23 protein-coding genes and 1 pseudogene are annotated in these 24,490 nt (G+C 72.0%); 11 read left to right on the plus strand and 13 right to left on the minus strand.

Features of this window, described 5'->3' with window-relative positions; all coding sequences use genetic code 11:
* Window positions 1-36 precede the first annotated feature (36 nt).
* The 4 genes from ACZ7HQ_RS28195 to ACZ7HQ_RS28210 all read right to left on the minus strand — a co-directional run bounded on the left by ACZ7HQ_RS28195 (window position 37) and on the right by ACZ7HQ_RS28210 (window position 4,956).
* On the minus strand, window positions 37-1,008 hold the full coding sequence (locus ACZ7HQ_RS28195) for an aldo/keto reductase (RefSeq protein WP_470995477.1): 972 nt from the start codon (window positions 1,006-1,008) through the stop codon (window positions 37-39).
* Window positions 1,009-1,070: 62 nt separating this feature from the next.
* A complete protein-coding gene (locus tag ACZ7HQ_RS28200; protein WP_470995479.1) occupies window positions 1,071-1,898 on the minus strand; it encodes an alpha/beta fold hydrolase in 828 nt (275 codons plus the stop codon).
* A gap of 383 nt (window positions 1,899-2,281) precedes the next feature.
* On the minus strand, window positions 2,282-3,712 hold the full coding sequence (gene argH, locus ACZ7HQ_RS28205; RefSeq protein ID WP_470995482.1) for an argininosuccinate lyase: 1,431 nt from the start codon (window positions 3,710-3,712) through the stop codon (window positions 2,282-2,284).
* Between the two features lie 50 nt (window positions 3,713-3,762).
* Complete coding sequence (locus ACZ7HQ_RS28210) at window positions 3,763-4,956, minus strand: argininosuccinate synthase (RefSeq protein ID WP_470995484.1); 1,194 nt, start codon at window positions 4,954-4,956, stop codon at window positions 3,763-3,765.
* 166 nt (window positions 4,957-5,122) lie between these two features.
* Between ACZ7HQ_RS28210 and ACZ7HQ_RS28215 the strand changes: the two are divergent.
* From ACZ7HQ_RS28215 to ACZ7HQ_RS28225, 3 genes and pseudogenes are all read left to right on the plus strand, one after another.
* A pseudogene (locus tag ACZ7HQ_RS28215) lies at window positions 5,123-5,965 on the plus strand (hypothetical protein); the annotation flags it as partial.
* 507 nt (window positions 5,966-6,472) lie between these two features.
* Window positions 6,473-7,060 (plus strand): pyridoxamine 5'-phosphate oxidase family protein, encoded by a 588-nt coding sequence (locus tag ACZ7HQ_RS28220; protein WP_470995487.1) that lies wholly within the window; start codon window positions 6,473-6,475, stop codon window positions 7,058-7,060.
* A gap of 3 nt (window positions 7,061-7,063) precedes the next feature.
* Window positions 7,064-7,768 (plus strand): L,D-transpeptidase family protein, encoded by a 705-nt coding sequence (locus tag ACZ7HQ_RS28225; protein WP_470995490.1) that lies wholly within the window; start codon window positions 7,064-7,066, stop codon window positions 7,766-7,768.
* Between the two features lie 44 nt (window positions 7,769-7,812).
* On the opposite strand, the gene ACZ7HQ_RS28230 is transcribed toward ACZ7HQ_RS28225, so the two are convergent.
* Both ACZ7HQ_RS28230 and ACZ7HQ_RS28235 read right to left on the minus strand, forming a co-directional pair.
* Entirely contained in the window at window positions 7,813-9,294 is a 1,482-nt protein-coding gene (locus ACZ7HQ_RS28230) for a sensor histidine kinase (protein ID WP_470995493.1), read from the minus strand.
* Window positions 9,291-10,031, minus strand: a complete 741-nt coding sequence (locus ACZ7HQ_RS28235; RefSeq protein ID WP_470995496.1) for a response regulator transcription factor — start codon at window positions 10,029-10,031, stop codon at window positions 9,291-9,293. Before ACZ7HQ_RS28235 ends, ACZ7HQ_RS28230 begins: the two co-directional genes overlap by 4 nt.
* Window positions 10,032-10,241: 210 nt before the next feature.
* On the opposite strand from ACZ7HQ_RS28235, the gene ACZ7HQ_RS28240 reads away from it, so the two are divergent.
* From ACZ7HQ_RS28240 to ACZ7HQ_RS28275, 8 genes are all read left to right on the plus strand, one after another.
* Complete coding sequence (locus tag ACZ7HQ_RS28240) at window positions 10,242-11,594, plus strand: ferredoxin reductase family protein (protein ID WP_470995499.1); 1,353 nt, start codon at window positions 10,242-10,244, stop codon at window positions 11,592-11,594.
* Between the two features lie 10 nt (window positions 11,595-11,604).
* Window positions 11,605-12,078 (plus strand): FMN-binding protein, encoded by a 474-nt coding sequence (locus ACZ7HQ_RS28245; RefSeq protein ID WP_470995502.1) that lies wholly within the window; start codon window positions 11,605-11,607, stop codon window positions 12,076-12,078.
* Between the two features lie 72 nt (window positions 12,079-12,150).
* Complete coding sequence (locus tag ACZ7HQ_RS28250) at window positions 12,151-13,533, plus strand: ferredoxin reductase family protein (protein ID WP_470995504.1); 1,383 nt, start codon at window positions 12,151-12,153, stop codon at window positions 13,531-13,533.
* A 17-nt stretch (window positions 13,534-13,550) separates the two neighbouring features.
* Window positions 13,551-14,330, plus strand: coding sequence for an FMN-binding protein (locus ACZ7HQ_RS28255; RefSeq protein WP_470995506.1), 780 nt, complete (start codon window positions 13,551-13,553; stop codon window positions 14,328-14,330).
* 4 nt (window positions 14,331-14,334) lie between these two features.
* The gene (locus ACZ7HQ_RS28260; protein ID WP_470996165.1) at window positions 14,335-15,126 is read left to right on the plus strand and encodes an FAD:protein FMN transferase; all 792 of its coding nucleotides are present in this window, start codon (window positions 14,335-14,337) and stop codon (window positions 15,124-15,126) included.
* 84 nt (window positions 15,127-15,210) lie between these two features.
* Window positions 15,211-15,393 carry a hypothetical protein gene (locus tag ACZ7HQ_RS28265; protein WP_470995509.1) on the plus strand — a complete coding sequence of 61 codons (183 nt, stop codon included), beginning with the start codon at window positions 15,211-15,213 and terminating at the stop codon, window positions 15,391-15,393.
* A gap of 74 nt (window positions 15,394-15,467) precedes the next feature.
* Window positions 15,468-17,282 carry an ABC transporter ATP-binding protein gene (locus ACZ7HQ_RS28270; protein WP_470995512.1) on the plus strand — a complete coding sequence of 605 codons (1,815 nt, stop codon included), beginning with the start codon at window positions 15,468-15,470 and terminating at the stop codon, window positions 17,280-17,282.
* Complete coding sequence (locus ACZ7HQ_RS28275; protein WP_470995514.1) at window positions 17,279-18,148, plus strand: serine/threonine-protein kinase; 870 nt, start codon at window positions 17,279-17,281, stop codon at window positions 18,146-18,148. The genes ACZ7HQ_RS28270 and ACZ7HQ_RS28275 overlap by 4 nt, the downstream gene beginning before the upstream one ends.
* A 17-nt stretch (window positions 18,149-18,165) precedes the next feature.
* On the opposite strand, the gene ACZ7HQ_RS28280 is transcribed toward ACZ7HQ_RS28275, so the two are convergent.
* The 7 genes from ACZ7HQ_RS28280 to argC all read right to left on the minus strand — a co-directional run bounded on the left by ACZ7HQ_RS28280 (window position 18,166) and on the right by argC (window position 24,457).
* A complete protein-coding gene (locus tag ACZ7HQ_RS28280) occupies window positions 18,166-18,933 on the minus strand; it encodes a hypothetical protein (RefSeq protein ID WP_470995517.1) in 768 nt (255 codons plus the stop codon).
* Window positions 18,923-19,510 carry an RNA polymerase sigma factor gene (locus tag ACZ7HQ_RS28285; protein WP_470995518.1) on the minus strand — a complete coding sequence of 196 codons (588 nt, stop codon included), beginning with the start codon at window positions 19,508-19,510 and terminating at the stop codon, window positions 18,923-18,925. The genes ACZ7HQ_RS28280 and ACZ7HQ_RS28285 overlap by 11 nt, the downstream gene beginning before the upstream one ends.
* Window positions 19,511-19,632: 122 nt before the next feature.
* A complete protein-coding gene (locus tag ACZ7HQ_RS28290) occupies window positions 19,633-20,175 on the minus strand; it encodes an arginine repressor (RefSeq protein WP_470995521.1) in 543 nt (180 codons plus the stop codon).
* Window positions 20,176-20,182: 7 nt separating this feature from the next.
* Entirely contained in the window at window positions 20,183-21,388 is a 1,206-nt protein-coding gene (locus tag ACZ7HQ_RS28295) for an acetylornithine transaminase (RefSeq protein WP_470995524.1), read from the minus strand.
* Entirely contained in the window at window positions 21,385-22,284 is a 900-nt protein-coding gene (gene argB, locus ACZ7HQ_RS28300; protein WP_470995527.1) for an acetylglutamate kinase, read from the minus strand. Before argB ends, ACZ7HQ_RS28295 begins: the two co-directional genes overlap by 4 nt.
* Window positions 22,281-23,432, minus strand: a complete 1,152-nt coding sequence (argJ, locus tag ACZ7HQ_RS28305) for a bifunctional glutamate N-acetyltransferase/amino-acid acetyltransferase ArgJ (protein ID WP_470995530.1) — start codon at window positions 23,430-23,432, stop codon at window positions 22,281-22,283. The genes argB and argJ overlap by 4 nt, the downstream gene beginning before the upstream one ends.
* A complete protein-coding gene (gene argC, locus ACZ7HQ_RS28310; RefSeq protein ID WP_470995533.1) occupies window positions 23,429-24,457 on the minus strand; it encodes an N-acetyl-gamma-glutamyl-phosphate reductase in 1,029 nt (342 codons plus the stop codon). Before argC ends, argJ begins: the two co-directional genes overlap by 4 nt.
* Window positions 24,458-24,490: the final 33 nt, after the last annotated feature.

Raw genomic sequence — 24,490 nt, forward strand, 5'->3', positions numbered from 1 at the left:
TGAGTGACTCATCGTCGCTGCCCAGCGCGATGCGCGTCAGTGCCAGGGCAGCTGCCCGCGCCGCTCCCAGTAGGCCCGCGGCTCCTCCGCCAGCGCGGCGAGACGGGTCAGCTGGTCGGCGTCGAAGTCGACGGCGGGAGCGTGGAGGTTGGAGACCAGCTGGGTGACGGTCGCGGCGCCGGAGAGGACGACGGTGACCCAGGGCCGGCGCAGGATCCAGGCGAGGGCCACGGCGTCGCAGCCGAGGGAGGTCTGCTCGGCGACGGCCCGCAGCGCCTCCGGTGCGTGCGGCGCGGCCAGCCGGCCGTTGGCCATGCCCTCCTTCACGATCACCGTGAGCCCGGCGTCGTGCGCCTCGGCGAGTGCGGGTGCCGCCGAGGTCTCCAGCACGTTGTACGTCGACTGGACGGTACGGAACAGCGGCTCGCCGTCGACGGTCACGGCGAGCGCGGCGCGTACGGCGTCGGCCTGGGCGGGGCCGCTGGTGGAGAAGCCGATGGTCAGGCCCTGGGCGGCGGCCTCGGCGAGCCGTGCGTGCAGGTCCTTGTCGGTGAGCGCCGGACTGTCCGGGGTCACCGAGTGGATCTGGTAGAGGTCGAGCCGGTCGCCGAGCAGCGCGTCGGTCTCGGCGCGCTGCCGCTCGTACGTGGCGAGGCTGTGGTCCTTGACCTCGTGCTGTTCGGCGTCGGTGGTCCAGCCGGCGGTGTAGGTGTAGCCCCATTTGCTGCCGACGACCACGTCGTCGACGTCGGGGCGGGCGTTCAGCCAGTCGGCGAGGAACTCCTCCGAACGCCCGTAGGAGCGGGCCACGTCGAAGTACCGCACACCCTGGGCGTAGGCGGCGTCGAGGAGTTCGTGTGTGCGCTCCCGGAGGGAGCCGACGGTGCGCTCGGCCGGGAGGTCGTCCTCGCGGCCGAGGTTGATGTAGCCCGGCCGGCCCACCGCGGCCAGTCCGAGTCCGATGTGCGCGGTGGGCGTGGTCGCGGTGGCCAGACGGCTGAACGGCATGCGGACTCCCTGCACGATCGGCGGACCGGGAACCCGCACCAATCTACCGGCGCCCCCTGGATTCAGCCCGTGCTGACGCAGCGCGGCACGAAGGAGGGGTCGGCAGGTCCCTTCCTGTTCAGGGCGTTGAGCACCCACTGTTCGACCAGCGGTGACTTCGGCGCCTGGTCGTGCTCGGTGGTGTCGAGCGGGCAGCGGTCCTGGAGCAGCACGTTGGTCACATAGGAGGCGGGGCCGTCCAGGAAGGCGCTGGTGTACGGGAGCACGACCTCGTCGTGCGTGGTGGCGATCACCGTGTAGTCGGGGCCGGCCGGGGCCTCCGGATCGGAGTTGAGCTTCTTCAGGAAGTCGGACCCGGCGGTCTGGTCGACGCAGGAGGGGCAGACCGTGGCGCCGGCCGCCAGCGCCAAGGGGTTGGAGGTGCCGTGGTTGGAGGGGACGATGCCGACGAGGTCGTCGACCTTGGTCGCGCCACCGAGGAACTTGACGTAGTAGCGGGGCATCGTGCCGCCCTGGCTGTGGCCGACGATGTCGACCTTCCTGGCGCCGGTCGCACCGAGCACCGCGTTCACGAAGTCACGCAGCTCCGCCGCCGAGTCGGCGACCGGGGCGGTCTCCAGGTCGCCGTACTCGAACGAGAAGACGCAGTAGCCGGCGTCGGCGAGCGCGGGTGACAGGGTCAGCCAGTTCTCGTACGAGGTCTTGAACGTGCCGTTCACGAGAACGACGGGCTGCGGGTGGGCCGAGTCCGCCTTGCACGACCAGTTGCCGGCACCCGGTGGCGGGGTGTCGGCCGCGCCGGCGGGGGCCGTGATCCCGAGGGCGCAGAGTGCGGCCACCGCGGTGACGGCGAGAAGGCGGGCGGTTCGTCTGGTTCGTCCTCGGCGCATGACGTCCCTTTCATGCTCGGCGGTGATCGACCGACGTTCGGCAATGCCGACCGGGTAACCGGAATGGTTACCTCCGAGTAGGGACAGGTCAAGGTTTCGGCCACTGACCGAATCCCATCTGTTATCGAACGGTCCGGACAGCGAGAAGGGCCCGGACGAGGTGTCCGGGCCCTTCGGCCTGTCGCGCCGCCCGCGGTCTGAGGCCTGTCCGGCGGATCAGGCCGGCTCCGGGCAACGGCGCCGGGTCGGCGCAGGCGAGCGGGGCGTGGTGCGTCCATCTGCAAGGCGGAGGAGGGCGCCGACGCGGAGCGTCGGGGCCGACGACAACGCCGCAGATGGGCGTGCCATGCCCCGCGACTCCGGCATGATCCGCCGGACAGGCCCTAGCCCTGCTTGGCCGTCGCCCAGGCGTGCTGTGCCGCGACGTCCGCCTTGACCTCCGCGAGCTGGACGGCGACCGCGCTCGGGGCCGTGCCGCCGCGGCCGTTGCGGGAGGCGAGGGCGCCCGGGACGTTGAGGACCGTGCGTACCTCGGGCGTGAGGTGGGCGGAGATCTTCGCGAACTGCTCGTCCGTGAGGTCGTCCAGTTCCTTGCCCTCGGCCTCGGCGACCTTCACGCACTCCCCCGCGACCTCGTGCGCCACGCGGAACGGCACGCCCTGCTTGACCAGCCACTCGGCGATGTCGGTGGCGAGCGAGAAGCCGGCCGGGGCCAGCTCCTCCATGCGCTCGCGGTGGACCGTGAGCGTCGCGATCATGCCAGTGAACGCCGGGAGCAGGATCTCCAGCTGGTCGCAGGAGTCGAAGACCGGCTCCTTGTCCTCCTGGAGGTCGCGGTTGTAGGCGAGGGGCAGGGCCTTCAGCGTCGCCATCAGACCCGTCAGGTTGCCGATCAGACGGCCGGACTTGCCGCGGGCCAGCTCGGCGATGTCCGGGTTCTTCTTCTGCGGCATGATCGACGAACCCGTGGAGAACGCGTCGTGCAGGGTCACGAAGGAGAACTCCTTCGTGTTCCAGATGATGATCTCCTCGGCGATCCGGGAGATGTTCACGCCGATCATGGCGGTGATGAAGGTGAACTCGGCGACGAAGTCACGGGAGGCCGTGCCGTCGATGGAGTTGCCGACGCTGCCGTGCTCGAAGCCGAGGTCCTGCGCGACGGCCTCCGGGTCCAGGCCCAGGGAGGAGCCGGCGAGGGCCCCGGAGCCGTACGGCGACACGGCCGTCCGCTCGTCCCACTGGCGCAGGCGCTCCGCGTCCCGGGACAGGGCCTGCACATGGGCGAGGACGTGGTGGGCGAAGAGGACCGGCTGCGCGTGCTGGAGGTGGGTGCGGCCGGGCATCGCGACGTCCGGGTGGGCCTCGGCGAGGCCGATCAGGGCATCCTGGAGCCCGGCGATCAGGCCGCCGATCGTCCGGGCGTGGTCCCTGAGGTACATCCGGAAGAGGGTCGCCACCTGGTCGTTCCTGGACCGGCCGGCACGCAGCTTGCCGCCGAGGTCGGGGCCGAGGCGCTCCAGCAGGCCACGCTCCAGGGCGGTGTGCACGTCCTCGTCGGCGATGGTTCCGACGAAGGCGCCGGACGCGACGTCGGCCTCGAGCTGGTCGAGCCCGGCGATCATGCGGGTCAGCTCGTCCTCGGTGAGCAGCCCCGCCTTGTGCAGGACGCGCGCGTGGGCACGCGAGCCGGCGATGTCGTAGGGCGCGAGCCGCCAGTCGAAGTGGACGGACGCGGACAGCTTGGCCAGGGCCTCGGCGGGACCGTCGGCGAAACGGGCGCCCCAGAGCCGTACGTCACCGCTGTTGCTGCTCACTTGCGCTGCTCCTAGGGAGGGTGTGGGTGTGGGAACCGTACGCACCGTACTCACGCGAGGTCGCGCCTGGCGGCGATCTTCGACGACAGGCTGTAGATGTCGATGAAGCCCTTGGCGGCGGACTGGTCGAAGGTGTCGCCGGTGTCGTACGTGGCGAGGTCGAAGTCGTAGAGCGACTCCTGCGAGCGGCGGCCGGTGACGACCGCGCGACCGGCGTGCAGGGTCATCCGGATGTCGCCGGACACATGCCGACTGGCCTCGTCGACGAAGCCGTCGAGGGCGCGCTTGAGCGGGGAGAACCACTGGCCGTCGTAGACGAGTTCGCCCCAGCGCTGCTCGACCTGCCGCTTGTAGCGGGCGAGTTCGCGCTCGACGGTGACGTTCTCCAGCTCCTGGTGGGCGGTGATCAGTGCGATCGCGCCCGGGGCCTCGTACACCTCGCGGGACTTGATGCCGACGAGGCGGTCCTCGACCATGTCGATCCGGCCGATGCCCTGGGCGCCGGCGCGGTCGTTGAGCTGCTCGATGGCCTGCAGGACGGTGACGGGCCTGCCGTCGATCGCGACCGGGACGCCCTCCTCGAAGGTGATGACCACCTCGTCGGGCTCGTGCGGCGCGGCCGGGTCGGCGGTGTACTCGTAGACGTCCTCGATCGGGGCGTTCCAGATGTCCTCCAGGAAGCCCGTCTCGACGGCGCGTCCGAAGACGTTCTGGTCGATGGAGTACGGGGACTTCCTGGTGGTGGCGATCGGGAGCTGCCTGGCCTCGCAGAAGGCGATCGCCTTGTCCCGGGTCATCGCGTAGTCCCGGACGGGGGCGATGCACCGCAGGTGGGGGGCGAGAGCGGCGATACCGGCCTCGAAGCGGACCTGGTCGTTGCCCTTGCCGGTGCAGCCGTGGGCGACGGTGGTGGCGCCGTGCCTCTTCGCGGCGGCGGCCAGGTGCTTGACGATCACGGGCCGGGACAGGGCCGAAACCAGCGGGTAGCGGTCCATGTAGAGGGCGTTGGCCTTGATCGCCGGGAGGCAGTACTCCTCGGCGAACTCGTCCCTGGCGTCGGCCACCTCGGCGTCGACGGCACCGCAGGCGAGGGCGCGCTTGCGGATGACGTCCAGGTCCTCGCCGCCCTGGCCGACGTCCACCGCGACGGCGATGACCTCGGCGCCCGTCTCCTCCGCGATCCAGCCGATGGCGACGGAGGTGTCCAGACCGCCCGAATAGGCGAGTGCGACGCGCTCGGTCACGGGTTTCTCCTCACACTGCACGTGCTGTCATGCATGAGTATGCAGAACTCTGCATGATTCGTCAATGAAGGGGGAGGTGAACGGATGAAACCGCTTTCCCGTACTCATCTCCGAACGCAGGCGCCGCGTTGTCCAGACGTCGACCCGATCCGAGTGAGGCATCCGTATGTCCAGGGCTCTTCCGAAGTACGACAAGCGTCGCGTGGCGCTCATCGGCGGTGCCGCCGCCGTGCTGCTGTCCGGCGCGGTGATCGCCGGCACGGCCCTCGCCGGGACACCGGCCAAGAGCGACGGCGTCGCTCAGGCCCGCACCCTGGCGAGCCCCGGCACGATCAGCTGCCCGGACGTCGCCTCCAGGCTGCCCGCCGTCCCCGCCTCCGCCAGGGCCGAGGTCGACCGCAACCTCACCCTCCTCCAGACCCAGATCCAGGAAGCCGACAAGCGTCTGCGAAACACCGTCGGCCAGGGCGGACCCAACTTCGTCAACAACGCCATCCTCGGACCCCTCAAGGACAAACGCGCCTCCACCCTCGACCGCATCGCCCTCGCCATCGGCCGAACCACCACCAAGCCCACCGGACTCGGCTCCCTGGCCGCCTGCACCCTGAACACGAGCGGTGCCGGCGTGGCGGGCGGCGGTGCCGGCACACCGAGCACGGCCGCGGCCCAGCAGTCGGGCACCGCCCCGACGGCGGGGGCCGGCAGCACCGGCGGGCACACCGGCGTGGGCAGGATCAGCTGCCCGGACGTCGCCTCCAGGCTGCCCGCCGTCCCCGCCTCCGCCAGGGCCGAGGTCGACCGCAACCTCACCCTCCTCCAGACCCAGATCCAGGAAGCCGACAAGCGTCTGCGAAACACCGTCGGCCAGGGCGGACCCAACTTCGTCAACAACGCCATCCTCGGACCCCTCAAGGACAAACGCGCCTCCACCCTCGACCGCATCGCCCTCGCCATCGGCCGAACCACCACCAAGCCCACCGGACTCGCCTCCCTGGCCGCCTGCACCCTGAACACGAGCGGTGCCGGCGTGGCGGGCGGCGGTGCCGGCACACCGAGCACGGCCGCGGCCCAGCAGTCGGGCACCGCCCCGACGGCGGGGGCCGGCAGCACCGGCGGGCACACCGGCGTGGGCACGATCAGCTGCCCGGACGTCGCCTCCAGGCTGCCCGCCGTCCCCGCCTCCGCCAGGGCCGAGGTCGACCGCAACCTCACCCTCCTCCAGACCCAGATCCAGGAAGCCGACAAGCGTCTGCGAAACACCGTCGGCCAGGGCGGACCCAACTTCGTCAACAACGCCATCCTCGGACCCCTCAAGGACAAACGCGCCTCCACCCTCGACCGCATCGCCCTCGCCATCGGCCGCACCACCACCAAGCCCACCGGACTCGCCTCCCTGGCCGCCTGCACCCTCACCAAGTGACGTGACACGTGGCCGTGGCCGCCCCGACGAGCACCGGCGGGGCGGCCACGGCAGTTCCTCGGACAGGCGAACGAGTTGCGTCGATAATCGCTGGCCATGGGAAAGACCTATGAACGCATCGACGGCAGGCTCCGGACGTTCATCGAGGAGCAGCCCCTCTTCTTCACCGCGACCGCCCCGCTGTCCGGCGACGGCACGGTCAACCTCTCCCCCAAAGGCCTCAAGGGCTCCTTCGCCGTCATCGACGAACTGACCGTGGCATACCTGGACTTCGCCGGGTCCAATGCCGAGACGGTCGCGCACCTCAGGGAGAACGGCCGGATCACCCTGATGTGGTGCGCCTTCCAGGGGCCGCCGAACATCGTGCGCGTGCACGGCCGGGGCGAGCCTGTCTTTCGCGACGACCCGCGCTTCAAGGAGCTGCTCATCCACTTCCCGGAAATCGACCCGCGCCCGCACGGGCTGCGCGCGGTCATCGTCGTGCACGCGGAACGGGTCCGGGACACCTGCGGGTACGCCGTCCCCTACATGGCGTACGAGGACGAACGTGATCTGCACGGAAGGCGTTTCGCGCGGGAGGACGACGCCTCGCTGAGCGCGTACTTCGAGAAGAAGGAGCACATCGCGACGAGCCTGGACGGACTACCCGGGCTGCCGTTGCCGCTCCCTCCGTCTACCGTCTGAGCCATGCGCCCCAGTGCCGTGCTCGCCCTCGTGTCCGCGTCCGCGTTCGCCCTGCTCGGCCTCACGCCGGGCACCGGGTCCGAGCCGCTGCCCGCGCGGATGGCGGACACCGGTGGTGGCAGCCAGCTGATCACGGCTCAGGCACCGGACACCGGCTCGACGTCGGGGACGCTGACCTGGTGGGACCTGAAGGACGGACAGTGGGTCGAGGCGGGCTCCGCACCGGCACGGTTCGGGGCGAACGGGCTGGTGGAGGGCACCGCCCGCACCCAGGGGACGGATACGACGCCGACCGGGTTGTACGGCCTTCCGTTCGGCTTCGGCACCAAGGCGGCGCCGAGCGGGACGAGCGTCGAGTACCGCCCGGTGAAGGACAGCTCGTGGTGGTGCCAGGACAACGACTCCACGTCGTACAACCGCTGGGTGGATCCGTTGCCGGCCGACTGCCGGGCGTCGGAGTCCGAGCACCTCGTCTCCTACTCCACGCAGTACGCGTACGCGCTCGTGATCGGGTTCAACTACGACCAGCCCGTGCGGGGGCGCGGCGCCGGCATCTTCCTGCATGTCAACGGGAGTGCGGCCACCGCCGGTTGTGTCTCGGTGCCAGAGGACGCGATGGAGCGGATCCTGCGGTGGGTGGAGCCGGGGAAGCGGCCGCACATGGCCATGGGGACCGTGGACGGAGTCACCGCGCTCACCCGGTACTGACGCCCGCGCGGCGCAGCCGCCCGCAGGCCCGGCCCTGCGCGCCTTCAGGTCGGCAGGCGGACCGTGAACCGCGTGGAACCCGGTCTGCTCGCCATGTCCACGCTCCCCCCGTGTGCCTCCACCACCGCCGCCACGATCGACAGGCCCAGGCCCGCCCCGCCCCCGGGGGCGTCCGCTCGGCGGCGGTGTTCCGCCCGGGTGAAGCGTTCGAAGACGTCGGGCCGGACGGCCTCGGGGACGCCGGGGCCGTCGTCGTGGACGGAGAGGAGGGCCGAGTCGGGGCCGGTCTCCAGGGTGACCGTGACCTTGGTGCCCACGGGTGTGTGCACACGCGCGTTGGCCAGCAGGTTGGCCAGCACCTGGTGGAGGCGGTGGGCGTCGCCCGGGACCGTCACCGGGTCCTCGGGCAGGTCCAGGGCCCAGTGGTGGTCGGTGCCGGTGGCGCGGGCGTCGGTGACTGCGTCCAGGACCAGGTGGGTCAGGTCGACCGGCTGCCGCTCCAGCGGGCGGCCCGCGTCGAGCCGGGCCAGCAGCAGGAGGTCGTCGACCATCTCGCCCATACGGGCGGACTCGGCCGTGATGCGCTGCAGCGCGCGGGTCACCTCCGGTGGTACCGGACCCGGATGCAGCAGGGCCAGTTCGGCGTGGCCGCGCACGGAGGCGACCGGGGTGCGCAGCTCGTGGCTGGCGTCGGCGGCGAAGCGGCGCAGCCGCTCCTCGCTCGCGTGCCGCTTGGTCAGCGCGCCCTCGACATGGCCGAGCATGCGGTTGAAGGCGGCGGCCATCTGGCCGACCTCGCCGTGCGGGTCGGGTTCCGGGGCCCGGGGCGGCAGCGCCACCTCGCCGCTGGCCAGCGGGAGCTCGCTGACCCGGCCGGCGGTGGCGGCGACCCGGCTGAGCGGCCGCAGCGACCAGCGCACCCAGAAGGCCCCGGCCACGCCGGTCACCACCAGCGCCAGGCCGAAGACGCTCGCGGCGACCAGCTCCAGCCGGTGGACGGTCGCCTGGACCGGCTCCAGCGGCAGGCCGACGATCAGCACGTCCCCGTCCCGGCCGGCGGAGGCGATGACGCGGTAGTCGTCCAGGGCGGAGAGTTCGACGGTGTGGGGCCGGCCGTCGACCGGTACCCGGGCCAGGCGTTCGCCGTCCCGTGCCGTCAGGTCGACGCCCAGGTCGGCGGACGGGTCGCCGCCCCGGATGAGGCCCTTGTTGGTGACCGTGCCGTTCAGCAGGCGCGCGCCGAAGGTGCCGGTGGCCATCCGGCGGGTGTCGCCGTGCTCGTCGCCGTCGTGGTCGTCGGGCAGTGTGCCGTTGTGTTCCAGGCTCTCCGGGAACCGGGTGCCGACCTGGGCGAGCTGCTCGTCCAGGCGCTGGGTGAGGAAGCCGTTCAGCTCGACGACCGCCGCCAGGCCCACCGCCGCGCAGCTGACCGCCAGCAGCACCACCAGACCGGCGGTGAGGCGGGCGCGCAGGGTGCGGGGGCGGGGCAGCCGGGACAGGCGGGCACGGAGGTTAGGGCGGGTCACCTGGTCACCGGTTTCAGGATGTAGCCGGCTCCGCGCACCGTGTGGATCATGGGCTCACGGCCCGCGTCGACCTTCTTGCGCAGATAGGAGATGTACAGCTCCACGACATGGGCCCGGCCGCCGAAGTCGTACGACCACACCCGGTCGAGAATCTGCGCCTTGCTGAGCACGCGGCGGGGGTTGCGCATGAGGAAGCGGAGGAGTTCGAACTCCGTCGGGGAGAGTTCGATCAGTTCGCCGGCCCGGGTGACCTCGCGGGCCTCCTCGTCCATCACCAGGTCGCCCACCGTCAGGCGTGGGCCCTCCTCCTGCTGCCGGGCCATGCCGGCGCGGCGCAGCAGGCCGCGCAGCCGGGCCACGACCTCTTCCAGGCTGAAGGGCTTGGTGACGTAGTCGTCGCCGCCCGCCGTGATGCCCGCGATCCGGTCCTCGACCGCGTCCCGGGCCGTGAGGAAGAGCACACAGACGTCCGGACTCACCTCGCGCAGGCGGCGCAGCACGGCGAAGCCGTCGGTGTCCGGGAGCATCACGTCCAGGACGACGGCGTCGGGCAGCAGCCCCCGCGCGGTGGTCAGGGCCGAGGCGCCGTCGCCGGCCGCGCGCACCTGCCAGCCCTCGTAGCGCAGGGCGCCGGTGAGCACCTCCGCGAGGTCGGGGTCGTCGTCGACGACGAGGACGCGCAGCGGGGTGCCGTCGGGTCGGGTGAGGGCCGGGCGGCCGGAACGGGTGGTGTTCATCGCGCCTACCAGCATCACCCAGGTGGCGGGGTGGGACGTACCGCCCGCCCTCTGAGTTTTCTCTGAGTGCGCTCTCCCGTCCGCTGAACGCCGGCTGAGGACCACCTCTGAGTCCGCTCTGAAAGTGCCTGGTCAGAAGGTCGCTCAGAGGTCGCTCAGAGCTTCGCCCCGCACAGTGGCCCGGTACGGCCGACGAAGGGACAGCGAGTGATGACCACTGTGGATGCGCGGCGGGCGGCCTCGCCCGTGCCCGTGACCGCACGGCGCTCCCCCGCGGGGCCCGTGCTGGCCGTGCTGTGGGCCGGGGCGGCGGCCGTGGTCGCGCTCTGGTGGGCGGACACCGGCTCCGTGGTCGCTGCGGCGGGCTGGCTGACCGGAGCCGGGCGGATCGCCGGGCTGCTGTGCGGGTACACCTGCGCGGTGCTCGTCGGCCTGATGGCGCGGGTGCCGCTGCTGGAGAGGCGGATCGGCTCGGACCGGGTGGCCCGCTGGCACGCGATGGCGGGCCGGTACACGGTCTGCCTGCTCGTCGCCCACGTCGTGCTGATCCTCGCCGGGTACGCGGCCCAGGACCGGGCCCCGCTGTGGCACGAGACGGTGACGGTCGTCCTGGACTACCCGGACATGCTCAAGGCCACCGCCGGCACGGTGGTCCTCTTCGCGGTCGGCATCACCTCGGCCCGGGCCGTGCGCCGCCGGACCAGCCACGAGTTCTGGTACTACGTCCACCTGCTGACGTACGCGGCCGTCTTCCTGGCCTTCTTCCACCAGCTGACGCTGGGGAACGAGTTCCACGGCAAGCCGGTCGCGACCGGCGTCTGGTACGCCCTGTACCTGGGGGTCGCGGCCCTGGTGCTGTGGTACCGGATCCTCGCCCCCGTGCGGCTCAACCGACGCCACCAGTTGCGTGTGGACTCGGTGCACAAGGAGGCACCCGGTGTGCACTCGGTCGTCGTGCACGGCCGGCACCTCGACGAACTCGGCGCGCTGCCGGGCCAGTTCTTCCGCTGGCGGTTCCTCGGCGAGGGCCTGGGCCGGACGTCGACGCCGTACTCCCTGTCGGCACCGCCGCGCCCGGACCGCCTGCGCATCACGGTCAAGGCGCTCGGCGACCACAGCGCGGCCGTCGCCCGGCTGCGGCCGGGCACCCGGGTGTGGGCGGAGGGCCCGTACGGCGCGCTGACCGCCGACCGGGCCACCGGCCGGCGCTCCCTGCTGATCGCGGCCGGCGTCGGGGTCACCCCGCTGCGCGCGCTGTTCGAGACGCTGCCCGGCGAGGTCGCCCTGCTGTACCGGGCGCGCGGCGTCGAGGACCTGGCCCTGGGCGGCGAGCTGGAGGCGATCGCCCGCCGGCGTGGCGCGCAGGTGCTGTACGCGCTGAACGGTCCCCGGGGCGAGCGCCCGTCGCTCACCGCTCAGTCGCTGCGCGCGACCTTCCCGGGGCTGCGGGACCACGATGTCTACCTGTGCGGGCCGCACGGGTTCGCGCGGGACGTGTACGAGGCGCTCCGGGCGGCCGGGGTGCCGGACCGCCGTATCCACCACGAGTCGTTCGAACTGTGAGGCAGTACACGTGCACGCACTGAAGAAGAACCGCCCGCTCCGTCGCGTGGTGCTGGCGAGCGCCGCGACCGTCTCCACGATGGTGCTGCTGCTGTCGCTGAAGCCGCACACGAGCCCGGGGCTGGCCTCCGCCGACACCAACTCGCCTGTGGCGTCGAGCGGTTCGGCCGCCCCGAACGGCTCCGCCGCGGCCCCGGAGAAGAGCGTCGGCAAGACCGTCACCGGCGGCACCGTCCAGACCCGCTGGGGCCCGGTCCAGGTGCGCGCGACGATCGAGAGCGGGAAGCTGACGGACGTGACGGCGCTGCAGTACCCGCAGGACAACCCGCGCGACCAGGAGATCAACAGCTACGCCCTGCCCCAGCTGCGGCGCGAGGCGCTCGCCGCGCAGAGCGCGGACATCGACACGGTGTCGGGCGCCACGTACACCAGCACCGGGTACAAGCAGTCCCTCCAGTCGGCGCTCGACTCCGCAGGACGGTGAGGCGGGCCTCTGAACACTCAGCGCATGCGGCACGTATCTGTGGGCCAACGGTCAAGTCCCGACGGAGGAACCGTGACCACCACGCTCGCAGGCGGACGTGCCGCCCGCCGACAGACGATGCGCCGCATCCGCCCGCGCCGCAGCCCGGCCGTTCCGCTGCTGCTCGCCGTCTGGGCGGGTGCGGCGGCCGTGCTGTGGCTCTGGTGGCACAACACGCCGTCCATCGCCGACGACAACAGCAGGATCCTCAACGCGGGCCGTATCACAGGCCTGCTGGCCGGCTATCTGATGGCGCTGGTCGTGCTGCAGATGGCGCGCGTACCGGCGCTGGAGCGGCGGGTCGGCTCCGACCGGGTGGCCCGCTGGCACGCGATGAGCGGCCGCTACACGCTGTGCCTGATCGTGGCGCACGTGTTCCTCACCATGTGGGGGTACGCGCTCCAGGCGGGCAAGTCGCTCGGCGACATCGTGCAGCAGACCATCGACTCCATCAACCAGCTGCCCGACATGGGCAAGGCGGCCATCGGCACCGGCCTGTTCGTGCTCATCGGGCTGTCGTCCATCGGCGGGATCCGCCGCCGGATGCCGTACGACACCTGGTACCACGTCCATCTGATGACGTACGCGGCGGTGTTCCTGACGTTCTGGCACCAGATCACCACCGGCAACGACTTCGCGGTCGAGCCCGCCGCCAAGACCTTCTGGTACGGCCTGTACGGCGCGGTCACCGCGCTGGTCCTCTGGTACCGGATCATCACCCCGGTCCGGCTGAACCTGCGGCACCGGATGCGCGTGGAGGCGGTCATCGAGGAGACGCCGGGCATCGTGTCGGTGCTGATCGGCGGGCGGAGGCTGCACCGGATGGGCGCGGAGGCGGGGCAGTTCTTCCGCTGGCGGTTCCTCGCCCCCGGGATGCGCTTCAGCTCGCACCCGTACTCGCTGTCGGCGGCACCCCGCCCGGACATGCTGCGGATCACGGTGAAGGCGATCGGTGACCACAGCGCCCGGCTGCGGGAGCTGTCGCCGGGCACCCGGGTGTGGGCGGAGGGCCCGTACGGGGCGATGACCGCGCAGCGCCGCAGCCGGGGCAAGGTGCTGCTCGTCGCGGGCGGGGTCGGCATCACGCCGATGCGCGCCCTGTTCGAGACGCTGCCAGGCGCGGCCGGTGACATCACCCTGCTCTACCGCGCCAACAGCACCCAGGACCTGGCGCTGTGGGACGAGCTGGCGAAGATCGCCGACGAGCGGGGCGCCCGGCTGATGTACGCGGTGAACAGCCCGGAGGGCGAGCGGCCGGACATCTCCGCGGAGAACCTCCAGCGCAAGATCCCGGACATCGACCGGCACGACGTGTTCATGTGCGGCCCGGCCGGGTTCGCGCAGTCGGTGTACGAGGCACTGCGCGGCGCGGGGGTCCCCGCCCGCCGCATCCACCACGAGTCGTTCGAGATGTGAGCAGGAGCTGCGAAGCGATGAGGAAGAGTCACCCGATCCGGCGGGTCGTCCTGGCCACGGCCGCCACCGTGTCCGGTGTCGTACTGCTGCTGTCGCTGAAGCTGGCCTCCGATCCGGCCTCGGCGTCGGCGGTGGGCGCGGCGCCGTCGCAGGGCGCGGCGGCACAGCAGTCACCGCAGGGCGGCACCCAGGGCGGCGCACAGGCCTCCACCGGCTCCGGCACGGTGACCGGCGACGCGACGCAGACGCAGTACGGGACCGTGCAGGTACGGCTGACCGTCGCCGGCGGCAAGGTCACCCGGGCGGAGGCGGTCCAGGCGCCCAAGGGCGGCCTCAGCGACCAGAAGACCGCCCTGGCCGTGCCCAAGCTCAACCAGGAGGCCGTCGCGGCGCAGAGCGCGCAGATCGACTCGGTGTCGGGGGCGACGTACACGAGCGCGGGGTACAAGAAGTCGCTGCAGTCCGCGCTGGACAAGGTGAAGTCGGCGCCGTCGTCGCACACCGGATCCTCGGGGGCCGCGCAGGCGCGCACCGTCACCGGGAAGGTCGCGCAGACCCAGTACGGTCCCGTCCAGGTGCGCGTCACCGTCGCCGGCGGCAAGGTCACCCAGGCGGCGGCGGTACAGGCGCCCAAGGGCGGCCTCAGCGACCAGAAGACGGCCATGGCGGTCCCGAAGCTCAACCAGGAGGCCGTGGCGGCCGGGAACGCGGACATCGACGCCGTCTCCGGCGCCACCTACACCAGCACCGGTTACAAGCAGTCGCTGCAGTCCGCGCTGGACCAGGCCGGTGGCTGACACGATGACCGGGCCGGCCGAGGCTCCCGCCGCGGTGCGTCATGCGGAGGAGGTCATGGGGACCGTCTTCTCCTTCGACGTCCGCGGCGGGGATCCGCGTGCGGTACGGGAGGCGCTCGCCGCGGCGGTCGCCTCACTGCACCGGGCGGACGCGGTCTTCAGCACCTACCGGGAGGACAGCGAGATCTCGCGGCTGGCCCGCGGTGAGCTGACCGTGGCGCGGTGCGCGCCCGAGGTGGCCGAGGTGCTGGACCTCGCGGCGGAGGCGGAACGGACGAGCGACGGCTGGTTCAGCCCGCGCTACCGGGGCGCGCTGGATCCCACCGGCATCGTCAAGGGCTGGGCGGCGGAGCGGGCCGCGCGGCTGCTGGCGGCGGTGGCGGGGGTGCGCGGGGTCAGCGTGAACGGGGGCGGGGACGTGCAGCTTCTGGGCGCGCCGGAGCCGCACCGGCCGTGGCGTGTGGGCGTGTCCGATCCGTTGCGCCCGGGCGGTCTCGCGGCGGTGATCTCGGCCGCGGGAACGGACGAACTGTCGGTGGCGACGTCCGGCACGGCCGAGCGCGGCGCGCACATCGTGGACCCGCGCACGGGCCGGCCGGCGGTCACGGACCTGGTGTCCGTGACGGTGGTGGGACCGCGGCTGACCTGGGTGGACTGCTGGGCCACGGCGGCGTTCGCGATGGGTTCGCGGGCGGGCCTGGCGTGGCTGGAGTCGCTGCCGGACGTCGAGGCCCTGCTGATCACGGCCGGGGACGAGGTGCGGTGCACCGGGGGGCTGGCCGCACGCCTGGGTTGAAGAACGAACTTTTTTCCCGAAACGGCCATCCCGTGTCCGCTCTGGCACGTATCCCATGTGCAGCAGATTTCCGGGAGGAACGTAATGGCTATCTTCAGCAGTCTCATGCCGGCCATGCGCCGCGGCCACGGCCATGACGACGACTCGTCGGGGCATGGGGACGACCACGATCACGGACACGGTCACGACCACGACCACGGACATGACCACGGCCACGACCACGGCGGCCACGACCACGGCGGACACGGCGGACACGGCGGCTACTGATCGCAACCAGAGGCTGAGCGGACCGGGAACCGGAGGACCCGGTCCGCTCAGCCGAACCCCGAGGAACGCATCCCATGGCGCACGTGCTGCGGCGTCTGCTGGCGGTGGGCGAGGGCTCCGACGCCGTCGTCGCGGCCGCACCCGCTCTCTCGCCGCGTGAGGTGTTCCGGCGGTTCTGGCCCTACACACGCGGCGGCCGCCGCTGGCTCGTACCCCTCCTGCTCTTCAGCCTGTTCGGCCCGGCCGTCGACGCCGCCGAGATCTGGCTGTTCAAGTCCGTCGTGGACGGCGTGCTCGTCCCCCGCGACCTGCGGCCGCTGGAGTGGATCGCACCGGCCTACCTGGGGCTCATCCTCTGCTCCGGGGTGCTGGGGTTCGCCGACGACGTGACGTCCACCTGGGTCGGCGAGCGCTTCCTGCTGTCGCTGCGCTGCGATGTGTTCCGGCACGTCCAGGGGCTGTCGCTCGGCTTCTTCGAGCGCCGGCGGCTCGGGGACGTGCTGTCCCGCGTGACGGGGGACGTCGACGCGGTCGAGACGTTCCTGCTCTCCGGGGTGGCGGACGTCCTCTACTACGTCATCTGCCTCGGGGTCTATCTGGGCCTGCTGTTCTATCTGCGCTGGGACCTGACCCTGCTCGCCCTCGCCATCGTGCCGCTGTTCTGGGCCGCCGCCCGGCACTTCTCGCGGCTGATCAAGGCGGCGTCGCGGGAGCGCAGGCGCCGCAGCGGCTCGCTCAGCGCGGTCGCCGAGGAGGCGCTCGGCAACGTCGCCCTGGTGCAGGCGTACAACCGGCAGGGCTGGGAGGCGCGCCGGTTCGAGCGGGAGGGCGTCGGCAGGTTCCGGGCGGCGATGGCCTCGGCGCGGATCCGGGCCGTGTACGCGCCCGTCGTCGAGATCATCGAGGTGACCGGCGGCCTCGCGGTGATGGGGCTCGGCACCTGGAAGCTGGCCCAGGGTCAGCTGACGCTGGGCGGACTGCTGGTCTTCCTGGCGCTGATCGGCAAGCTCTACGGCCCCGTCCACGGCCTGTCCGGCCTCGGCACCAGCCTCTACGCGGCCTCCGCGTCGGCCGAACGGATCATCGAGCTGCTGGACCAGCGGCCGCAGGTGGCTGATCCACCGGGCGCCCCGCGGATCGGCCGGGCGCGGGGCGAGGTGCGGTTCGACGGCGTCTCGTTCCGCTATCCCGGCACCGCCTCGTGGGCGCTGTCGGACGTCTCCTTCCACGTGGCGCCCGGCGAGACCCTGGCGCTGGTCGGGGCGAGCGGGGCAGGCAAGTCCACGGTCGCCAAACTCCAGTTGCGCTTCTACGACCCCGACCGGGGCGCCGTCCTGCTCGACGGAACCGACCTGCGGGAGCTGCGTCCGACCGACGTGCGGGAGAACACCGCCGTGGTGCTCCAGGAGACGCTCGTCTTCCACGGCACCGTGCGGGAGAACATCGCCTACGGCCGGCCGGAGGCGAGCGAGGCGGACATCGTCGCGGCGGCGCGGGCCGCCGACGCCCACGAGTTCATCGAGCGGCTCCCGGAGGGCTACGACACGCTGGTCGGCCAGCGCGGCAGGACGCTGTCCGGCGGCCAGTGCCAGCGTCTGGCGATCGCCCGCGCGATGATCAGGGACGCGCCCGTGCTGCTGCTGGACGAGCCGACCACGGGGCTCGACGCCCGGTCCGGTCTGCGGATCATGGATCCGCTGCGCCGGCTCATGGCCGGGCGGACCACCGTCGTCATCTCGCACAACCTGCTGACCGTCCGCGACGCCACGCGCATCGTGGTGCTCGACCACGGGCGGGTCGTGGAGCACGGCGCCCATGCCGATCTGCTGCGCGTCGAGGGGACGTACGCCCGGCTGCACCGGCTCAGTGCGGGCGCGGTGCTGTCATGAGCGGTCCCGCCCTGGTGCCGGGCACGCAGCCGGCGCCGGGGTACGAGATCCTCGCGCACCTGGCCCGCACCGGCTGGCAGGACGTCTACGACGCCTGGAGCGAGGAACGGGCCTGCCGCTGTGTGATCAAGGTGGTGCGGCCGGACCGGCGGGACGAGGCGTGGCTGGGCGAGCGCCTGCTGCGCGAGGGCCGGTGGCTGCGGGAGTTCAGCCATCCCCATCTGGTCCGGGGCTACGACGTCTTCGTGTCACCGGAGCCGCTCGTCGTGCTGGAGACGCTGACCGGTGAGACGCTGTCCCACCTCATGGACCGGTTGCGGCGCCGCCCGGCCGCGGCGGACGTGGCGCTGCTCGGTGTGCAGCTGTGTTCCGCGACCCACTACCTGCACCGCCGGGGCCTGCTGCACCTGGACCTCAAGCCGTCCAACGTGGTGGTGGAGCGCGGCCATGCGAAGGTGCTCGACCTGAGCCTCGCGCGACCGCCCGGCCCGGCGCCCCCGGGACTGGGCACGCGCCGCTATCTGGCCCCGGAGCAGGGCCGTGGCGGTCCGCTCACGGCCGCCGCCGACGTGTGGGGCATCGGCGTCACGTTGTTCGAGGTCGCGTGCGGCGATGTGCCGTTCGGCCGCGGCGGGACCGGGTCCGGGAACGAGGGCGGGGCGGAGGACGGCGCCCCCGGCGGCCCGGACGACCGGTATCCGCAGACCGAGCGGACGGCCCCGCCGGTCGGCTCCCGGCGCCGGCTGCCGCCGGCCCTCGCCGCCGCCGTCGACGCCTGCCTGCGGACCGACCCGGCGTCCCGGCCCGCGCTCGCCGAACTCGCCGCCTCCCTGGCGGCGACGCTGCCCCCGGCACGCCGTCCGTGAACCGGGCGGGCCGTGTCTCAGGTGCCCTGCGGCTCGACCACCTGGCCCTTCTCCAGATCGGCCGTGGCGAGGACGGTGCCGTCGGGAGACGTCAGCCGGGCGCGCAGGACGGCCGAGAGGTCGCCGGGAGCCCCCACGCCCCAGTCGCCGCGGCCGGCGCGCACGGAGAAGTTCCCGATGTGGACCATGCTGCCGTCCGAACGCTCCAGAAGACAGGCGACCGTTCCGGTGTAGGAGCTGCGGCGCCCGGCGAGATCGACGGACATGAAGATCCAGCCGGGGCTTCCGGGGTGGGCGTAGATCTCGCCGACCGACCGGCCGCTGGCCGCGATCATGTCACCCATCAGCATGGGCTCGGACGTGATGGCGGGCGCGGTCGCCGTGACCTCCTGGACGGCGGTGCCGACCGCCCAGCCGGCGAATCCGACGGCGACCGCGAGCGTGGTGGCGACCGCCGCGAGCCGCAGCCGGGCGCGGCGGGCACGGCCACGGAAGTTCCGGGGCGAACGGCCGGACGCGCGTACGGGTCCGGGGCCCTCCTGCGCCGTCGCCTGCTGGGCCAGCCTGCGCGCCACCCGCGCCTCGAAGCCGGGAGGCGGGTCGCTGCCCGGCAGCAGGCCGATCAGCCGGTCGCCGACGAGGGTGAGTTGCCGGACGTACTCCCGGCAGTCCGCGCACCGGTCCAGATGGGCGACCGCCTCGGCCCGCTCGCTGCCGCACAGCACACCCAGCGCGAGCTCGGCGCCGATCTCCCGCAGCTTCTCGCAGTTCGGGTCACTGGACATGGTCGCCTCGCTGCGGAGACGCGAGGGTGGTGCGCAGTTTCGCCATCGCGGCCCTGACCCGGGTCTTGGCGGTGCCCAGCGGGATCCCCTCCCGCTCGGCGATCTGATGGGCCGTCAGTCCGTAGATACCCGCCATCACCAGTGCCCGAGCCTGTTCCCGTGGCAGCTGTGCCACGGCAGTGCGCAGCTGGGAGGAGGCCTCGTCGGCCAGGGCCCACCGCTCGGGGGTCTCGGTGACGACGTCGAGGAGGGCGTCGAGGTCCTCGGACGCCATCGGCTCGGTGCGCCGGGCGCGGACGGCGTCGACGGCCAGGTTGTGCGCGATGGTCGTCAGCCAGGTGGCGACCGAGCCCCGGCGCGAGTCGTAGATCTGGGCATGCCGCCACGCCCGCTCGAACGTCAGCTGGGCGACGTCCTCGGCGAGTTGCTGATCACGCGTGACCGCCATGGCGACTCCGAAGACCCGGTGCTGGAACCTCCGCACGAAAACCACCGCGAGTTCCGGATCACCGGTGGCCAGCCCGGACAGCAGAGCCTCGTCCGGGAGGCGGCTCACGGGGAACCGGAATCCCGACACACCTCTGTATACGGTCGAGGGCCGCCACGGGATTGCCCGCCCGCTTTCCCGCCCGCCTTCCCGCCCGCCGCGGAAGATCACATTCCCATTCTGCGCCGACCGGCAGGCCGCCGCATGCGGGGTCAGTGACCGTTCTGCGCCAGCCGCAGCAGATGGTCCGCCAGGGCCTGTCCCCCGGCCGGGTCCCGGCTGATCAGCAGCAGCGTGTCATCGCCGGCGATGGTGCCCAGGATGTCGTGCAGCTCGGCCTGGTCGATGGCGGAGGCCAGGAACTGGGCGGCACCCGGCGGGGTGCGCAGGACCACCAGGTTGGCGGAGGCCTCGGCGGAGATCAGCAGTTCCTGGGACAGGCGCCGCATCCGCTCCTCCTTCGCCGACTCGCCCAGCGGAGCGCGCGGGGTGCGGAAACCGCCCTCGCTCGGCACCGCGTAGATCAGCTCGCCGTCGGTGTTGCGGATCTTCACCGCGTTCAGCTCGTCGAGGTCGCGGGAGAGCGTCGCCTGGGTGACGCTCAGCCCGTCGTCGGCGAGCAGCTTGGCCAGCTGGCTCTGCGAGCGCACCGCCTGCCGGTTGAGGATGTCCACGATCCGGCGGTGCCGAGCGGTACGGGTCTGCGGCACGGCCGGTCCGGCACCCGCCTGCTCGTGGTCCTGCGCCTGGCTCATCGTCGTCTCATTCTCCGGATCGTCCGACCCCATCCACTGGGTTCGCTGCGTCGAGGATTCCGGGCAGCGCCTGGAGGAAGGCACCCGCCTCGTCGTCGCGGAGGTTCAACGGCGGCATGAGCCGTACGACGTCGGGGGCGGGCGCGTTCACCAGGAACCCGGCCTCCTGGGCCGCCTGCTGCACCTGCTGCGCGCGCGGCCCGGTGAGCACGATACCCAGGAGCAGCCCGGCGCCCCGCACATAATCGATCAACGGGTGGCCAAGGCCCTCGATTCCCTCCCGCAGCTTCTCGCTCTGCCGCTTGACGTTCTCGAGCAGTCCCTCGTTCGCGATGGTGTCGAGGACGGCGAGTCCGGCGGCGCAGGCGACCGGGTTGCCGCCGAAGGTGGTGCCGTGCTGACCGGGCTGGAGCAGTTCGGCGGCCCGGCCGAAGGCCACGGTGGCGCCGAGCGGCAGTCCGCCGCCGAGCTGCTTGGCGAGCGTGACGACATCGGGCAGGACGCCCTCGTGGGCCTGGTACTCGAACCAGGTGCCGGTGCGGCCGACACCGGTCTGCACCTCGTCCAGCACCAGCAGGGCGCCGGTGGCGGCGGTGATGGCGCGGGCGGCCTTCAGATAGCCGGCCGGCGGCACGACGACGCCGTTCTCGCCCTGGACCGGCTCGATGATCACCAGGGTGGTCTCCTCGGTGACCGCCGCCGCCAGTGCCTGGGCGTCGCCGTAGGGCACGTGGGTGACGTCGCCGGGCAGCGGCCGGAACGGGTCCTGCTTGGCGGGCTGGCCGGTGAGCGCGAGGGCGCCCATGGTGCGGCCGTGGAAGCCACCGGTGGTGGCGACCAGGTGGGTGCGCCCGGTGAGCCGGCCGATCTTGAAGGCGGCCTCGTTCGCCTCGGCGCCGGAGTTGCAGAAGAAGACGCGGCCCTCCCGTCCGAAGAGCTGGAGCAGCCGCTCGGCGAGGGCGACCGTGGGTTCGGCCATGAAGAAGTTGGAGATGTGGCCGAGGGACGCGATCTGCTCGCTGACGGCCGCCACGATCGCCGGGTGGGCGTGACCGAGGGCGTTGGTCGCGATACCGCCGACGAAGTCGTGGTACTCCCGGCCCTCGGCGTCCCACACCTTCACGCCCTGGCCGCGCACGAGAGGCAGGCGCGGGGTGCCGTAGTTGTTCATGAGCGCGCCCTGCCAGCGCTCGGTCAGCTCCTGGTTGCTCATGACTCCCCCTGTTCGTCGGGCACGACCATGGTTCCGATGCCTTCGTCGGTGAAGATCTCCAGCAGGATCGAGTGCTGGACCCTGCCGTCGATGACCCGGGCGGTGGTGACACCGTTGCGCACGGCGTGCAGGCAGCCCTCCATCTTCGGCACCATGCCGGAGCTCAGCTCCGGCAGCAGCTTCTCCAGTTGTGAAGCGGTGAGACGGCTGATCACCTCGTCGGAGTTCGGCCAGTCCTCGTAGAGGCCCTCGACGTCGGTGAGGACCATGAGGGTCTCGGCGCCCAGTGCCGCAGCGAGTGCCGCAGCTGCCGTATCAGCATTGACGTTGTAGACATGTCCGTCGTCCTGGGAGCGGGCGATCGAGGAGACGACCGGGATACGGCCGTCGGCGAGCAGCGCCTCGATGGCGCCCGTGTCGATCGCGGTGATCTCGCCGACCCGGCCGATGTCGACCAGTTCGCCGTCGATCTCGGGCTGGTGCCTGGTGGCCGTGATGGTGTGCGCGTCCTCGCCGGTCAGGCCGACGGCGAGCGGCCCGTGCTGGTTGAGCAGACCGACCAGCTCCCGCTGCACCTGCCCGGCGAGCACCATCCGTACGACGTCCATGGCGTCCTCGGTGGTGACGCGCAGGCCCGCCTTGAACTCGCTGACGATGCCGTGCCGGTCGAGTGCCGCGCTGATCTGCGGACCGCCGCCGTGGACCACGACCGGCCTGAGGCCGGCGTGCCTGAGGAAGACGACGTCCTGGGCGAAGGCCGCCTTCAGCTCCTCGTTCACCATGGCGTTGCCGCCGAACTTGATGACGACGATCTTGCCGTGGTGCCGGGTCAGCCAGGGCAGCGCCTCGATGAGGATCTGGGCTTTCGGCAGGGCCGTGTGCTTGCGGGTGCTCATGACGAGTAGGCGCTGTTCTCGTGGACGTAGTCGGCGGTGAGGTCGTTGGTCCAGATGGTGGCTGTCTCGGAGCCGGCGGCGAGGTCGGCGACGATGTGCACCTCGCGGTAGCGCATGTCGACCTTCTCGCGGTCCTCGCCGACGCTGCCGTTCTTGCACACCCACACGCCGTTGATGGCGACGTTGAGCCGGTCCGGCTCGAAGGCGGCCCTGGTGGTGCCGATGGCGGAGAGCACGCGGCCCCAGTTGGGGTCCTCGCCGTGGATCGCGCACTTGAGGAGGTTGTTGCGGGCGATGGAGCGGCCCACCTCGACGGCGTCCTCCTCGCTCGCCGCGCCCACCACCTCGACCTTGATGTCCTTGCTGGCGCCCTCGGCGTCCCCGATGAGCTGCCGGCCGAGGTCGCCGCAGACCTGCGTCACGGCCTCGGCGAACTCGGCGTACCGCGGGGTGACACCGGAGGAACCGGAGGCCAGCAGCAGCACGGTGTCGTTGGTGGACATGCAGCCGTCGGAGTCGACCCGGTCGAAGGTGACCTTGGTGGCGGCGCGCAGGGCCTTGTCGAGCACCTCGCCGTCCAGGTCGGCGTCGGTGGTGAGCACGACCAGCATGGTGGCGAGACCCGGGGCGAGCATGCCCGCGCCCTTCGCCATGCCGCCGACGGTCCAGCCGTCCTTGCTGACGACGGACGTCTTGTGGACGGTGTCGGTGGTCTTGATGGCGATGGCGGCCTTCTCACCGCCGTGCTCGGACAGCTGTGCGGCGGCCGTCTCGACGCCGGGGAGCAGCTTGTCCATGGGCAGCAGGACGCCGATGAGCCCGGTGGAGCAGACGGCGACCTCGATGGCGCCCCGCCCGAGCACCTCGGCCACCTTCTCGGCGGTGGCGTGGGTGTCCTGGAAGCCCTTGGGGCCCGTACAGGCGTTGGCGCCCCCGGAGTTGAGGACGACCGCGGAGACCTGGCCGCTCTTGAGGACCTGCTCGGACCACAGGACCGGCGCGGCCTTCACACGGTTGGAGGTGAAGACGCCCGCGGCGGCACGGCGCGGCCCGTTGTTGACCACGAGGGCCAGGTCGGGGTTGCCGTTCTCCTTGATCCCGGCGGCGATGCCCGCCGCCGTGAATCCCTTGGCTGCCGTGACGCTCACGGTGCGACTCCGATCGTGGAAAGCCCGGTGGTCTCGGGAAGACCCAGGGCGATGTTCATGCTCTGGACGGCACCGCCCGCGGTGCCCTTGGTCAGGTTGTCGATGGCGCTGATCGCGATGATGCGGCCCACGGACTCGTCGTACGCGACCTGCACCTGAACGGCGTTGGAACCGTAGACGGACGCCGTCGCGGGCCACTGGCCCTCGGGCAGGAGCCGGACGAAGGGCTCGTCGGCGTAGGCCTTCTCGTAGGCGGCGCGCACGGAGTCCGCCGTGACCCCCTCGACGGCGGACGCGCTGCACGTGGCGAGGATCCCGCGCGGCATCGGCGCGAGCGTCGGCGTGAAGGAGACCTTCACGGACTCCCCGGCGACCCCGCTGAGGTTCTGGATCATCTCGGGGGTGTGCCGGTGGCCGCCGCCGACGCCGTACGGCGACATGGAGCCCATGACCTCGCTGCCGAGCAGGTTCGGCTTGGGTGCCTTGCCGGCGCCGGAGGTGCCGGAGGCGGCGACGATCACGGCCTCGGGCTCGGCGAGTGCGGCGGCGTAGGCCGGGAAGAGGGCGAGGGTGACGGCGGTGGGGTAGCAACCGGGCACCGCGATGCGCCTGGACCCCGTGAGCAGGGCGCGGGCACCGGGAAGTTCGGGCAGGCCGTAGGGCCAGGTACCGGCGTGCTCGGAGCCGTAGAACGTCTCCCAGTCGGCCGGGTCCTTCAGCCGGAAGTCGGCGCCCATGTCGACCACGAGGACGTCCGGGCCGAGCTGCTCGGCGACGGCGGCGGACTGCCCGTGCGGCAGTGCGAGGAAGACGACGTCGTGCCCGGCGAGCGCGTCGGCCGTGGTCTCGGTCAGCACGCGGTCGGCCAGCGGCAGCAGGTGCGGCTGGAGCGCGCCGAGCCGCTGGCCGGCGTTGGAGTTTCCGGTCAGGGCACCGATCTCGACCTCGGGATGCGCGAGGAGCAGGCGCAGCACCTCTCCGCCCGCGTATCCGCTCGCCCCGGCCACCGCCGCACGTACCGCCATGTCCATCCTCCTCGTGATGGCATGACTATACGT

This window comes from Streptomyces sp. NPDC037290 (assembly GCF_055603245.1).

Bases quoted from the DNA above. Each gene is read 5' to 3' on its own strand.
- ACZ7HQ_RS28225 (WP_470995490.1), top strand. From the start codon at position 7,064: ATGCGCCCCAGTGCCGTGCTCGCCCTCGTGTCCGCGTCCGCGTTCGCC.
- ACZ7HQ_RS28260 (WP_470996165.1), top strand. From the start codon at position 14,335: ATGACCGGGCCGGCCGAGGCTCCCGCCGCGGTGCGTCATGCGGAGGAG.
- argC (WP_470995533.1), bottom strand. From the start codon at position 24,457: ATGGCGGTACGTGCGGCGGTGGCCGGGGCGAGCGGATACGCGGGCGGA.
- ACZ7HQ_RS28290 (WP_470995521.1), bottom strand. From the start codon at position 20,175: ATGAGCCAGGCGCAGGACCACGAGCAGGCGGGTGCCGGACCGGCCGTG.
- ACZ7HQ_RS28255 (WP_470995506.1), top strand. From the start codon at position 13,551: ATGAGGAAGAGTCACCCGATCCGGCGGGTCGTCCTGGCCACGGCCGCC.
- argB (WP_470995527.1), bottom strand. From the start codon at position 22,284: ATGAGCACCCGCAAGCACACGGCCCTGCCGAAAGCCCAGATCCTCATC.
- ACZ7HQ_RS28270 (WP_470995512.1), top strand. From the start codon at position 15,468: ATGGCGCACGTGCTGCGGCGTCTGCTGGCGGTGGGCGAGGGCTCCGAC.
- ACZ7HQ_RS28220 (WP_470995487.1), top strand. From the start codon at position 6,473: ATGGGAAAGACCTATGAACGCATCGACGGCAGGCTCCGGACGTTCATC.
- ACZ7HQ_RS28195 (WP_470995477.1), bottom strand. From the start codon at position 1,008: ATGCCGTTCAGCCGTCTGGCCACCGCGACCACGCCCACCGCGCACATC.
- ACZ7HQ_RS28295 (WP_470995524.1), bottom strand. From the start codon at position 21,388: ATGAGCAACCAGGAGCTGACCGAGCGCTGGCAGGGCGCGCTCATGAAC.
- ACZ7HQ_RS28240 (WP_470995499.1), top strand. From the start codon at position 10,242: ATGACCACTGTGGATGCGCGGCGGGCGGCCTCGCCCGTGCCCGTGACC.
- ACZ7HQ_RS28265 (WP_470995509.1), top strand. From the start codon at position 15,211: ATGGCTATCTTCAGCAGTCTCATGCCGGCCATGCGCCGCGGCCACGGC.
- ACZ7HQ_RS28280 (WP_470995517.1), bottom strand. From the start codon at position 18,933: ATGTCCAGTGACCCGAACTGCGAGAAGCTGCGGGAGATCGGCGCCGAG.
- ACZ7HQ_RS28200 (WP_470995479.1), bottom strand. From the start codon at position 1,898: ATGCGCCGAGGACGAACCAGACGAACCGCCCGCCTTCTCGCCGTCACC.
- ACZ7HQ_RS28235 (WP_470995496.1), bottom strand. From the start codon at position 10,031: ATGAACACCACCCGTTCCGGCCGCCCGGCCCTCACCCGACCCGACGGC.
- ACZ7HQ_RS28275 (WP_470995514.1), top strand. From the start codon at position 17,279: ATGAGCGGTCCCGCCCTGGTGCCGGGCACGCAGCCGGCGCCGGGGTAC.